This window comes from Dehalobacter sp. DCM, assembly GCF_024972775.1.
Classification (GTDB): Bacteria; Bacillota; Desulfitobacteriia; order Desulfitobacteriales; family Syntrophobotulaceae; genus Dehalobacter.
The window spans coordinates 562,386-575,784 of record NZ_CP092282.1 but is presented as its reverse complement, the minus strand read 5'-3'; the positions used below and the strand labels follow the sequence as shown (position 1 = coordinate 575,784).

Genomic DNA, 13,399 nt, shown 5'->3' with positions numbered 1-13,399 from the left:
TAAGGGTATCGTTTATTTGTGTTATTACGACATTTATTTTATGGCTATAATTATTATGAAGCAAAGACTCGACATAAATTCAGTTGCCTTACAACAAAAAAAAATAAGGAGGCGCGAAGTAATCGTCTTCGCATAGGGAAACATGAAAAAATATGAGAATCTTTTCACACCTATTGTCTTAGGTAATACGCAGTTTCGAAACAGAATTTTTTCTGCCCCAATCGGATTGGAATATTATCCGTCCGAAAACATGCATCCGGGTGATGATTTTTTTGCGTTTTTTGAAAGAAAAGCACAAGGTGGCGTGGCAACGGTCTGTATCGGTTCTGCCATGGCGGATAATGCCAGAGGTGCAGTAGGTCCGACCATCAGATTGGATGATCCGCATGCCATTGCACCGCATTTTCGTCTTGCTCAGCTTATCAGCCGGCACGGCGCGGTTGCTGATATTGAACTTCAGCACGCCGGTGCCAATGCGTATTTCAGCAAGCTGGGTCTGGGCAATGATATCTATGGCGCTTTTGCGATGACAAACGGACTGGGCATGGACATCCCTGAAATGCCTGAAAAAGTCATTCTTGATACGATTGAAAAATTTGGCGATGCAGCCCAGATGGCCAAACACTGCGGCTACGGTATGGTGACCCTCCATGCTGGTCACGGATGGTTATTTAACCAGTTCCTCGGACCTGAAAACAACCGAAAAGACCAATGGGGCGGCTCTATGGAAAACCGGGCGCGCTTTGTTAATGCGATAGCAGCTAACATCAAGAAAAAATGTGGTAAGGGATTCCCGATCTGCGTACGGGTCAGCGGTACAGAAGTCTTTGAAGGCGGCTATGACATCGAATACGGTGCTGAAATTGCCAAACAGCTCGATGGTCATTACGATCTGATTAATGTCTCTGTTGGTGCCCATGAAGCCCCCACAGTATTTACGACCACGCATCCAAGTATGTTTCTTGAAGACGGCGTGAATGTCAAGTATGCGGCCGAGATTAAAAAGGCTGTCAAGTATTCAAAAATTGCGACTGTTGGTGCAATCGCCGAACCGGCATTGATGGAAGAGATTATTGCTTCGGGCAAAGCCGATGTTGTAATGCTCTGCCGTCAGCTTATCGCTGATCCGGATACACCGTTCAAGGCCCAAACTGGACGTGAGAAAGAAATCCGCAAATGTATCCGCTGCTTCGAATGTTTCTCCGGTCAGTTTATGAAACTTTCCACCTATTGTGCGATCAATCCGGAAATCTGGTTTGAGAGAGAAAGTCGCTATGCGGATCCGGTTGTGAAACATAAAAAGAAAATTCTGATTGCAGGCGGCGGAGTAGCAGGCATGCAGGCAGCACTCACAGCTGCCGAACGCGGACATGAAGTCGTTCTCTGTGAAAAAACCGATCTGCTTGGCGGCGCGTTACGCTGTGAACTAAAAGTTCCGTTTAAACAGAATTTACAGAAATACCTCGATCAGCAAGCAGAATTGATTAAAGCAGCGGAGAATATCGATCTGCGCATGAATACAGTCGTTACGCCTGCTCTGGCAGAAGAGACCAAGCCGGATGTCATTATTGCAGCATTTGGGGCTCGCCCAATCGTACCGAAGATTCCTGGGATTGACGGAAAAAACGTTTTGGATGCGGAATATGCTTATATGCATGCGGAAGAAGTCGGCGATAAAGTCATGGTTCTCGGCGGCGGACTTTCCGGTATCGAACTGGCCATCTACCTCTCGGGTCTGGGCAAAAAAGTATCCATTATGGAAATGGCCAACAGCTTAAACTTTTCCGGAAATGTCATTCATTCCATGGCCATTCAAAATGAAATAAAACGATATGGCATTGAAATCATCACCTCCACCAAGGCGGCAGAAATCAATGAGCGAGGGGTTATCGGCGAGTTTGTCGGGGATAATTTCTCTATCGCTCCCCTATCCGAAACCATTAAACGAGGTATCTTACAGTCCGTCATTACGGCAGGAAAAATGGATGAGAGTCTTGAAGTCGGCAGCCAGAAGTTGTACGAAGCCGATACCGTACTCTATGCATTGGGAATGATCCCGTTACGGGATGAAGCCAATGCGCTGAGAAACTGTGCCCCGCTGTACTTCCAAATTGGAGACTGTGTAGAGCCTATGAATGTGAATGCAGCAAACGCAACGGCCTATACAATTGCCAGAGACATCGGAAGATATTAAAAAATAGTTCAAAAGATCGTTCATGAAACAACTCTTTTTCATTTTCATATAATCTTGCAGGACAGTGTAAAGTAAATCTTGTCATTCTCATTTTTGATAAACTCATCAATACGTAATTATTGATAAAACATAAAGCGGCCACGCTACATGTTTTATCCTTCTTTGCGCCCGGTGAGCGCACGTTCTAAAGGGTGAAAGTCCCGAACCCACTCGGTAGCGGGAAGAGTATAGCTGAACACCAAGGGTGTCCATCGTGAGGTGGAATCTGGAGAAAGGTGAAAGCAAATCTTCGGCCTGACGAACAGAAATCTCATCAGGCTGCAAATGAGGGCAAGGCTCCAGATCAAGTCAAACCCCAAAAACTACACGGAATCATTTGCAGTAAATGAGGCAGGTAGATGAGGAGAAAGAATGTGTGAGTACCCGGGGATATCTCGCAAACGCGGACAAGTAGACCTATTCGAAAGGGCGCGTAGTAACAACGAATTGCGAGATGTCAGCAGAAGCCATAGTACCATTTTTTTAGTGGGAAGGGCTGCTCTTCAATCCATTTACACGATATTCGCCAAGAATATCTGGATCAATGCCGAGTTCAATTACAATATCTCGTGGCTCTTTCCTTTCTTGTATTGAATTCCAAAACAATTCTTTGAATTTAACTGAAAAATGCACAATGCTGGGACTTACATCTAAAACATAAGGACTTGCTCGGAGATGATTCATTTCTTCTTCAGTAAATTTCTTGTTAGCCATCCAGTGTTCCTCCAATTCAGTTCAGTTTTATTGTAATACCTGTCTGAATTGGAATCAAAACCGTTATTTGTCCAAGGCTAAGGGTTTTAAAAATCCATCTGTCCAAAATGAAGGGTTTTTCAAAACTCGGCCTGTTTAAAATAAAGGGTTTTGAAAACTCTAGCTGTCCATTTTATTGGGTACATTTTACCAGATAAACAAGAAAACAGGAATTTCCTGTTTTAAAAAACCGCAAACCCACATGAATAGCGGGTTTTTAGACGAATTATGTCTATAGACTAAGATTTTGATACAATTTGGCGCTATTCGATTTACGCTAAACTGTATCATATAGCGCTAAAAGGTGCACACAAATAATATAAAGTTATTATTGACGACTTCTCTGAGAAAAGCTTTTACTTTACTCCATTAGCTTATAATTATTTGCATTACAACAAAATATAAGATCATTCTGTACTTTACTGACATTTTCTTGCACCACCATATTTCTCAGATTACCTCCATATTTTCGACAACAAGTTCCAGCCCGGTTAGAAGAGAGTAGTCCAGGCTGCTGCAATGAGAACAATGAATCATTGCCTCTTGATGAATATCGGCTGAAAATTCCTGCCCGCATTGTTTGCAGTGAAATACTACCGGAACTTTTTTTACCTCAATGCGGGCTCCTTCTGCAAGCGTGTTTGCGCTGATATAGTCAAAATATCTTTGGATCCAATCCTGCTCCAGATTGCGCATTTCTCCGACGGTCAGATAGATGGCCTGCACTTTTTTCGCCTTAATTTCACGGGCAGCATTGAGCACCAGTTTTAAAATACTTTTAGTCACTGCCAATTCATGCATCGTAATTCCTCCCATGTAAGAGAGATAGCCTCTAAAACTTTAAGTCCAAACCGCCTTCTTTACAAAAGTATTCCTTCATACTCCCAAGCATCGGCTGAGTATTTAAGATTTTGATAGCATCGTACTGACATCTTACTTTGCACATCCCACAGCCGACACAGTAATCCTGAATAATCTGTGCCTTTCCGTCAACAACTGAAATACATTCCTGCGGACAAATCCCAGTTGGACAGCAGTCACCACAGCCGATACACCTATCCGCGTCAACAACAGCTGTCCACCCGGTTGGACGAAAACGTTCTTTAATTTCTCTTGTTGCATTGCGGGAAAGGTTAAACCCAACACAACAGCACGGACAGCAAAAACATACTTCTACAAAGCTTCCCATTTCTTCATTAGAAAACCCCCAGATGAATTGTTCTACCTCAACCCACAGCGACTGGCAGATAAGACCGAGCTTGGCAGCCTCGTCTACTCTCTTTAATGCGTCTTCTTTGGAGATCTCATAGGCGATGCCATGGTCAATGACCCTTTTGCCCCCTTTGCTTAAGAATAAACAGCATACTTCCAGCGGATAATCCTTACAACTTTGAGAATCACGGCATAGACATGTTTTCATGGAGGCAATATAACTTGCCTGCTTAATCGCATCCTTCACTAAATCGGCTGGGACAACAACGGATTCCCCTTCCTTGGAAACATCAACATTTAGATTATATATAGTTGCCGAGGTGTGCTTGTTTTCATCACCAAGCATCATCAGGGTCTTGTATATTTTCCCCAAGACAGGATACTTCATGAGTTTGCTTCCTTTAAGAATCAACTTAAATACACCCAGGTAAAACTTCCAGCTATAGGCGTGGGCACTCGTGTGATCAATAATCCAATTCTTGATTCCAAGTCCATTTTTATGGGGCACGTACAGATTGGTTTTATAAGCGGGGATTTTTTTATCATTGGATGATTTCATAAATACCCTCCTCTAAAATGTTTGTTCTATGTGTTTATTATCGTAAAGTACTTCCATATAAATTTACCTTGCCGATGTAGGTCTTAATCTTTTAAGAATATAACCATATTGTTATATTAAAGAAAATTTATTCCTCAGCGCAAGTTTCTTGGTAGGGACACTGTGCACGCTTTGTTCAACATCGCTAAAAGCTTTTTTCATTCATTAAACCGCCTTTTTTCAATAGACAGCATGATGATGCTGCCTATTGAAGACGTTGCTTTTTATTCACGCAAATTTCTTTTTTATTTTACCTTCGGCAATTTTCTTAATGGTCAATAGCATTCCTTTGCACATAACAAAAGATGGAATTCCCATAAAAAACGCGACTAGAAGCCAGCGTAATTTGGTATACGGAGCAAATGCCGCATCACAGCGTGTGTGAAAACGGGTTTGCCCGTTACCGATATCCTCCAAGATAAAATTCCAGCTCCAAGCAAAAAACTTAAGCTTAAATGGCGGCACAAACGCAATGGCAAACTGATATTTTGACGGCCTGCGGGAATCGGAAAGGCTGGTAAAATAGCTTCCTTCCTTAACCTTAATCACTTCGGAGCCAATGCCATTCTGATGGTAGAAAACAAATTGGCCTGGTGCCATATGCTGCCATTCCTCAACAATCCGATAATCATTATAGATATGAAAGCCAAAGAGGCGTTCCAGCCAACCAAAACTGTAGAACCCCGCCCTGCGCTGTCCCAGCTGTGCAAGATATGGCCAAATTTTTTCTTTTGGTGCATCTACCGTTACAGCGAGCCCGCCGCGCATATGATGGGGCTCTTTACCCAAAAGATCATCTCCGGGATACCACTTTTTCTTTTCCTCTGCCGTAGGCGGTTTGCTCAGACCAAAATAAAGCAAGCCGCATAGAACAATTATTCCAAGCAGAATAATACCAATAATAATAAATAATACAGGGTGAGAATGCCAAAATAATTCTAAGAACGTCATATCTCCAACTACCTCTCATAATAAGCGCTTATTTTAATTGCGTTTTATTCTGTTTAACAGTTACTCTGAATAATTTTATTCGCAGCATAAATCCCGGATATAGATGTTGGTTCAAGTCCTAGACCGTTATGGTCGCCGGCAATATAAAGTCCTTTCTCTAACTCCTGTTCCATATAGGCTCTTCCATAGACATACATTGCTTTGTCCCAATCTTTGTAGCCAATCATTTCACATTTTAGACATAATTTTGATAAATTCACATCGTTTTCACGGGAGTATATTAAATATGTCCCATCTTTTTGTTTCGCAATCAAAATAAACTCTGAGGTAGCGGGAAACAGATTTAAACCCCGCTTCCGAAACTCCGGTTTTAGCGTTGCCGCTACATGATAGACATAAATCCTGCAAGCTTCCCTAATCTCCGATAGATTGAGCAGTTTTTGGGTCACTGCCGCAGGAGTCGCGACGACAATATTCTTCGCTTCAAAAGTTGTTCCTGTACTTCCTGTGAGAGTATAGCCATCGGTACCTTTGACGATATCCGTGATTGTATCAAAAACGAGATGATCGCCCAGTTTGGCAGCCATTGCTTCTGAGTCAAACTTTATTTGATGAATCGGCAATACCAAACCTAAACTTACATTTAAAAAATCCATAGTAGTAATTGTATTTATGTCAGCACCGGTACAGGCATAGGCGAATTTCGATACATAATCCGCTGTAACTTTCTCAAATTTCTTCTCTTTAATAAAATCACCTGCAGGTAAATGAAAGAGTCTTTTTAAATAAGGATCATCAGCAAGTGCTTCCTTTTGAGGATTCTCCAGGCACCGTTGCTTGTATGCTTCGTAATGTTTTCGAAATTCCAGTAATGCCGATAGAAATTTTAGGAATTGCGGAAGACTCGCCAGTGTATGCCAGCTCAAAGTCGAAAAGCGTTCTCTTTCATTATTGTGAAAGCAAGCATCTAAAGGGTTGATGCGACCGTTTTTTTCAACAATATTTTTAGCATGCCGGTAATTGGACATGACGAAATAAGCGCCATAATTCACATCCTCATGGGATGAATACATGACTCTTCCTCCCAATACCTCCGTAACAAGAAGAAAATCCTCCCCCCTTTCCATTAAGCGCAATGCACAGGACATTGCTGCCATCCCTCCGCCGACAATAATCGTTTTTCTTTTCATAGTGACCGCCTTTCGCCATTAAACTTTATAACCATATGGTTATTCGTTAAGGTAAAAAAATGCCGTTACGCACACGTTTCCTTATGCGGACAATTATCACAATCGTAGCCAAAGCGACAGGGCTTAAATCCCTGGATAAATGAATACTCCAACACTTCCTTATAATCTTTGATCGACTCAATATTCGCCGTATAAAATACATTGGAGCCAATCCTTTTTCTTTTAATCAAACTAACATCATTTAGGATCTTCAGATGTTTGGTGACTGCAGGCTGGGATATGCCAAGAAGTCGTGCTATATCCGTAACACAGACGGTGTTTTCTTCTGCAGAGCAAATAATCTTCATTATTTTAATTCTTTGGGGTTCAGACAATGCGCGGTTATACAAATATACTTTTTCTACCAAACCTTTTGCCAAGTTCACATCTCCTCACTTAACCTTATAATTATAAAGTAAATGTTAAGACTAGGTTTTGTCAATACTCTTTTGAAAAAAATAACAAAATATATATTGCCGGAATTACTTAATATTGTGAAGCAGCATCGGAAGATAAGATACCTGATGTTTAAACGGCTGCGTTATTTTATCAATAATCATTCCGAGCTCTTCCGGTTCTGATTGCATACTGTTTTGTAACCATTCCAGAATGATAGAAATAATGCCCCCAAGCTGGTATTTTATAAAGTACTCATTAAAGGTTTGGTTTGTTTCTTGATTATCAACATAAAAAAACTGCAAAAAAACTCGGTGGTAGCTCCAAAATACATTAAATAATAAATGATCCAAAGAGGCTTCTTTAATAGCCATTAACTCTGATTTATGACGCAGGAGCACTTGAAAAAACAACGTATAGACAGCCGATACATCCTCGGCATTTTGCATTATTTTTATTTCAGTAACAAATTCATCGAAAATTGTATCGATATATTTAATGATAATGTCGTCTTTATTCTGATAATTTCGGTAGAAAGTTTGGCGCGCAACTCCAGCCTTGTCTGTGATCTGGGAGATACTGATCTCATCATACGCCTGTTTATTTAATAATTGAATCAAAGCCGAGAATATCCATTCCCTCGTTCTCGCCACCTGTCTATTAACCGTGACCTTATCTTGCAACACAATCACCCTTTCTGTCACTTTTGCAATGATAACTTAACTTTTTGATTGACTCAGGTTTTCTCAAATTCTATACTGTTGATGTATCAAATGTAACATATAAACCACATGTTGCATACGTTACATTTGTTACATCAATGAAAGGAGAGTGTGAAATGGTTTCGAACGACAAAATTAAGGGCTACTGGTTATTATGGTTATTGGTTGCTCTTGCAGCAGGGGTGGCTATTGTTCAAGGATTAAGTTTCAGCGAGTTTTTCAATTTAAACGGTCCGGCAATGCTTGTTATCGTCAGTATTTTGTTTACTTTTTATCACGCTTACAAGCGTTATGGCCTCCGGGATTTTTCCGTATTTCTCGTTATGGTCTTTATCATCGGTAATATCTACGAAAATACAAGTATTTGTACCGGTTTTCCCTTCGGCAATTATCATTATACCGACTCTTTAGGACCGAAATTTCTGTATACTCCGTTAATCATCAATATTGCTTATTTTCAGATGATCTATATTTGCTGGACCTTATCCGGCGTAGTGATCGATTACTTCAAAAATCGCGTATCGGGAATATATATTCTCTTACAACCTTTGACGGCTATGTTTCTTATGGTTATGTGGGATCTGGTCATCGACCCCTACATGTCTACCATGTCGCATCACTGGGAGTGGCTCGAAGGCGGCGCTTATTTTGGTGTTCCCTTATCCAATTATCTTGGCTGGTTTCTCTGTGTTTTTACTATGTATCTTATCTTTGCTTTATATATTTCGAAAAAGTCAACAGTTACCACCCCGGGGTTTGTTTTCCAAAAAGGGTATTGGGCACAATTCGTCTGCCTATATTTGACATGGCCGCTAAGCTTCTTGATCAAAGGCCTCTGTATTCCAGCAGAAACTATTACCGCTTTTAATGGACAGCTTTGGAATGTAAAAGATATCAGTCAAACGGCAGGACTTGCTGGCCTCTGTACAATGCTTTTTGTTGGATTTGTTGTTATCCTAAAGGTATATGTACAAAATAGCCTAAATGCTAAAATGAGTATTTCGGATTCATCCGGACACAAATTCGGGAAACATTCCGGAAGTATGTAAAATAATTAACTAACCTTTAGAAGTTTTAGTACTTATGCCATCTAGAATATCTATGCAACAAGGTTCAACTAAGTTTTATGAAGGTCAATTTGGGCAACCGCTCGGCATGAAGGGGATTTTCTGAAGTTTGTGCAGCCATAGAAATACGTTCCACTTTCTTTACCCGGCTTAACGATCATATATCCGTCAGAGCATTCAGGGCATTTATATATATCAGCAAGCATGTTTTTATTATTGCTTATAAAGTCGCAGATCTCAGGATCATTGGTACACATATATAGTCCTAAACCATAGTTCTTATTATTCTCGTATTTTAGTTTTGATCCACAGATGGGACACTTTGTAGCAAATACATCATTTATAGTATATGAACGTCTTAAAATTGGTCTGTTACAAGACAAAACAATTCTTAATAAAGTTAGTAAAAAGCTAGCAAAATTATATCGCTAGGGTGAATCCTGTGGGTCCGATAATGGCACATAAGTCAAGTAAAGCGGCACACCAAACCTCAAATAATTGCAAAAACAGCCTTGAGCGCTGATTTTGGTGTTTTCATTTCATGCGCAAAATGATGTTTTTCAATAAAACTTAAACTCCCGTAAAATTATAATATACAGATTGGTTCTATATCAAAACAGTAGAAAGCCAAGCATGAACATCGGGTGAGGACAAACCACAGGCTGTCAGGATATCCCTTTGTTTTTTCGTTATCGGCGAAAGTAGCCTTTTCCCCTCAAGTGTATGAACATACTTCATTTTTCGAAGCTCCTTCATAACCGACGATAAAGTCAAATTAGTTTCGGACATATAATCCCGAAGTTTGTTTTGTAAGCAGGATCTTAGTATCAGCGCAAAGAAAGCTACGAACATCTTCCCCTCGGCAGTTTCGTCACTATGGCAATGAAGACGCTTCATGTCGAGTTCATTCTTTAAATCGTCAAAAGATTTCTCGACAACATCTCTTTGCCGATAGGTCGTAAGAACTTCGAGTGACGACATTTTGAAATCAGTTTCGACGAGGATAAAGAAACCAAGCCGTGATATGATGGTATTGATTTTTTCAGTATCACGTATGAAACCAACGCCCCCATCCTTTGATCGGTTGATTTTGAAATACCGGTCATAATGAAGATGTCTCGCCGGCGGTTCCGGCATTTCGCTCAAAGCGCGTTCACGCCGCTCGATTTCGCCAAACAATAACGCCTCTTCCGCGGCCGCTTTAGCCGGGTTGTAGTAGAGATGTGCTTTAACGCGCATCCCAAAGTCTTCCCGTATGACCGCCTTGGCGTAAGGAAGGTCTTTGCCAAGTTTACATTCGGAATTGTTGACAATCTGGTTTTGGTATTTATCAATCAGATCCTTGGCAAAGAGGCTTGAATTTGGCACGCTGATAATGAAACGAGCGCCCGCTTTGTTCATGAGTTGCAGATTGTCCGATGTGAAAAAGCCTCTGTCCAGGACATATTTTATCCCTTTGCGGCACCCGATCAGGGTATTGTCCCGAAGCATGTATTCCAAATGGGTCTTATCCGGCACGCTCCCGGGATATACGCAATAATAGAGCGGCAACATGCTCTCTTGACCATAATACATCGCCAAATTTAACTGCGGCAGGCTTTCTTTATCCCGATTATATCCCCATTCCAGAGCTTCTATACCCTTCGCGTAAGAAGATACAGACGTCACATCATAGCTGATATATTCGCCGGGACTCTTCGCATAAATCCAGATCCTGAAAAATTCCATCCGGCTTTTGTAGTCTATGGCCTGAAAGACGCAGCTAATGTCCGCAGAGCTAAGCTTAACGCCCCCGTGCGGATAGACTTCATCGCACCAATCTTCATAATAGGACATAACATTACCCTCGCAGAGCATGTACTCCGCCAGGGCTATGATCTGATGGGCGTGCCTTGGAAACTTTTTTTGCATGACGTCAATCAGCCCAAGTTCCTTCAACAACCCATCCACAACAAATGTGACGCCACAACTTTTGATGGATTCGATTTCAGAAGGTGTTGTTTGTGCGTCCATTGGAGCATAAATCTCAAAATAGTTTCTATTGGGGAGGAGCATACCGCTTTCTTCATCAAGTTTACCAATGGATATTCTATCGTTAGTCGGCTGACCCTTAACGTTTCTGTAATTACGGGTGATGTGGTATATGTATGTCGTTCCTTTATTCTTGCACTTAATAATCCCGCGCTCAGGTAAAGGCACTTTGTTGTTTGGGTTTAAAGCCATAGTCAGTCACCCCGCCTCTGTATATTATAATTATAATATACAGAGGCGGGAAAAGCAACCACTATTTTCCGCTAATTCCGCATTTTTTTTCTTTTTGAGATGTATGTTATAAAATTCGCGGGAGTTTAGGTTTTTTGTTATTTTTGTTCCCCAGATAAACAAAAAAACAGGAATTTCCTGTTTTGAAAAACCGCAAACCCGCATGGTTAGCGGGTTTTCAGACGAATTATGGTCAGACTGTCCGAAAACCCCTTAGATGTATTCCATTATTTTCCATTTTATGCTATAATACTCCTATAAACACCTTATTTCCGTTTATTGGAGGTCACTATGGGATACATCTCCGGCGAAGATCGAAGCCAGCAACATCTCTTCCCCTCAACCCTGGAGGAACTAATCGATGAAAATAACCCGGTGCGTGTTATTGATGCCTTTATCGACCACCTCAACCTCTCTGAACTCGGAATTACCCATGCCCACCCGGCTGCCACCGGCAGGCCTCCCTATGATCCCAAAGCCCTCCTTAAACTCTACGTCTACGGTTACTTTAACCGTATCCGCTCCAGCCGGAAACTGATGACCGAATGCGGACGCAATATCGAACTCTTCTATCTTCTAAACCGCCTCACACCCGATTTCCGTACCATCGCCGACTTTCGCAAAGACAATGCTAAAGCGCTCAAACACGTCTTTAAAGCGTTTGTTAAAATATGCTTGGATCTTAAACTCTATGAACGGGAACTTATTGCCATCGACGGCTCCAAATTCAGAGCCGTCAACGGTCGCAAGAAAATGTATAATGAAGAAATTTTAAAGAAAAAACTCTTGCGTATCGAAGAAAACATCACCAACTATCTTAACGCTCTGGATCAAGCTGATCAGGATGATCCGGGAACCGCAAAATACGCTTCCGGCGAAATTAAAGAAAAATTGGCCGAACTAAAAAAGCGTCAGGAACTGTATGAAACCTATTTACAGGAATTAAAGGAATCCGAAGAAACGCAGCTCTTAACCACGGATCCCGAAGCCCGAATGATGCGGACCAAAGACGGTTATGCCTGTTGCTACAACGTGCAAACGGCGGTCGATCAAACCAGTCATCTGATCGCCGAATATGAAGTGACTAATTCCTGCAACGATTACAACTACCTGACGAAAGTTGCCCAGAATACCAAGGAGACCTTTGGTGTAGAAACCATTCATGCCGCCGCAGATAAAGGGTATGACGACAAAGAGGAGATCAGGCAATGCGTGATGAACGGGATTATTCCCCATGTCGGGCTTAAAACCGATAAGGATGAGCGTCTGTTGGTTTTGGAGCATGAAGAAGCCACCATCTCTGAAGACGATCGAAATTCGACCAAACCCGAAGACATTCAGCGCTGTCTTAAAGCCGGCGTTCTGCCTCAATGTTACGAAAACACCATCATGGAGATTGAAGTCCAAGAACAAGACCAGCTCAGTTGTTTTATCCGCCATGAAAACGATACGGTGACCTGCCCTATGGGCTGTGTTTTAACTCGGGTACGAACTCACAGAGGCGGCAATGCCCGTTACCAGAACCGCCATGCTTGCCGGGTTTGCACCAACCGCTGCACCTCGGGAAAGAATTACAAGGTGGTTCAATTTGGACCGGATTCGAAATATATTCCTGTTCTGATGTACGGCTCATCCCATCATCCTTTACAGGTGTATCCGGTGTCGGAGACCCCTTACAATGCGTTCAAGCTTCTCAAACGCAATACGAAAAAGAAAGTGATTCTACATATTCGCGATGACATTCCAATGCAAAAATTACGGTTATGTCTGTCGGAGCATCCTTTTGGTACGGTCAAGTGGTACCATGGAGCACATTACCTGTTATGTAAGGGCATAGAAAAAACCACAGGCGAGCTGGGGCTTAGTTTCCTTGCCTACAATTTACGACGAGCCATCAATATGGTAGGAACCAAACGGTTAGTGGCGGCGTTGAGGGGGTGATCCCCTCTTTTTTTGTTATTTTTGTTCCCCAGATA

At 41.8% G+C, this 13,399-nt stretch carries 12 protein-coding genes; 3 read left to right on the top strand and 9 right to left on the bottom strand.

Annotated elements, in window-relative coordinates:
* The first annotated feature begins 142 nt into the window (after window positions 1–142).
* A complete protein-coding gene (locus tag LPY66_RS02900) occupies window positions 143–2,194 on the top strand; it encodes an oxidoreductase (RefSeq protein WP_337986617.1) in 2,052 nt (683 codons plus the stop codon).
* A 522-nt stretch (window positions 2,195–2,716) separates the two neighbouring features.
* Here LPY66_RS02900 and LPY66_RS02895 read toward each other — a convergent pair.
* From LPY66_RS02895 to LPY66_RS02865, 7 genes are all read right to left on the bottom strand, one after another.
* On the bottom strand, window positions 2,717–2,947 hold the full coding sequence (locus tag LPY66_RS02895; protein WP_337986616.1) for an HTH domain-containing protein: 231 nt from the start codon (window positions 2,945–2,947) through the stop codon (window positions 2,717–2,719).
* A 489-nt stretch (window positions 2,948–3,436) separates the two neighbouring features.
* Window positions 3,437–3,787 (bottom strand): hydrogenase maturation nickel metallochaperone HypA, encoded by a 351-nt coding sequence (locus tag LPY66_RS02890; protein WP_337986615.1) that lies wholly within the window; start codon window positions 3,785–3,787, stop codon window positions 3,437–3,439.
* A gap of 31 nt (window positions 3,788–3,818) precedes the next feature.
* Window positions 3,819–4,757, bottom strand: a complete 939-nt coding sequence (locus LPY66_RS02885; protein WP_337986614.1) for an indolepyruvate ferredoxin oxidoreductase subunit alpha — start codon at window positions 4,755–4,757, stop codon at window positions 3,819–3,821.
* Window positions 4,758–5,024: 267 nt separating this feature from the next.
* Entirely contained in the window at window positions 5,025–5,747 is a 723-nt protein-coding gene (locus LPY66_RS02880; protein ID WP_337986613.1) for a hypothetical protein, read from the bottom strand.
* Window positions 5,748–5,800: 53 nt separating this feature from the next.
* On the bottom strand, window positions 5,801–6,937 hold the full coding sequence (locus LPY66_RS02875; protein ID WP_337986612.1) for an FAD-dependent oxidoreductase: 1,137 nt from the start codon (window positions 6,935–6,937) through the stop codon (window positions 5,801–5,803).
* Window positions 6,938–7,002: 65 nt separating this feature from the next.
* Complete coding sequence (locus tag LPY66_RS02870; RefSeq protein ID WP_337986611.1) at window positions 7,003–7,356, bottom strand: ArsR/SmtB family transcription factor; 354 nt, start codon at window positions 7,354–7,356, stop codon at window positions 7,003–7,005.
* Window positions 7,357–7,458: 102 nt separating this feature from the next.
* The gene (locus LPY66_RS02865; RefSeq protein ID WP_337986610.1) at window positions 7,459–8,058 is read right to left on the bottom strand and encodes a TetR/AcrR family transcriptional regulator; all 600 of its coding nucleotides are present in this window, start codon (window positions 8,056–8,058) and stop codon (window positions 7,459–7,461) included.
* A gap of 152 nt (window positions 8,059–8,210) precedes the next feature.
* Between LPY66_RS02865 and LPY66_RS02860 the strand changes: the two genes are divergently transcribed.
* Window positions 8,211–9,143 carry a carotenoid biosynthesis protein gene (locus LPY66_RS02860; RefSeq protein ID WP_337986609.1) on the top strand — a complete coding sequence of 311 codons (933 nt, stop codon included), beginning with the start codon at window positions 8,211–8,213 and terminating at the stop codon, window positions 9,141–9,143.
* Between the two features lie 68 nt (window positions 9,144–9,211).
* Here the strand turns inward: LPY66_RS02860 and LPY66_RS20955 are convergent, their stop codons facing one another.
* Window positions 9,212–9,367, bottom strand: a complete 156-nt coding sequence (locus LPY66_RS20955; protein WP_443112455.1) for a hypothetical protein — start codon at window positions 9,365–9,367, stop codon at window positions 9,212–9,214.
* A gap of 400 nt (window positions 9,368–9,767) precedes the next feature.
* Entirely contained in the window at window positions 9,768–11,384 is a 1,617-nt protein-coding gene (locus LPY66_RS02855) for an IS1634 family transposase (protein ID WP_337986608.1), read from the bottom strand.
* Window positions 11,385–11,714: 330 nt separating this feature from the next.
* On the opposite strand from LPY66_RS02855, the gene LPY66_RS02850 reads away from it, so the two are divergent.
* Window positions 11,715–13,364: an IS1182 family transposase gene (locus tag LPY66_RS02850; RefSeq protein WP_337986596.1), complete on the top strand. Its 1,650-nt coding sequence runs from the start codon at window positions 11,715–11,717 to the stop codon at window positions 13,362–13,364.
* Window positions 13,365–13,399: the final 35 nt, after the last annotated feature.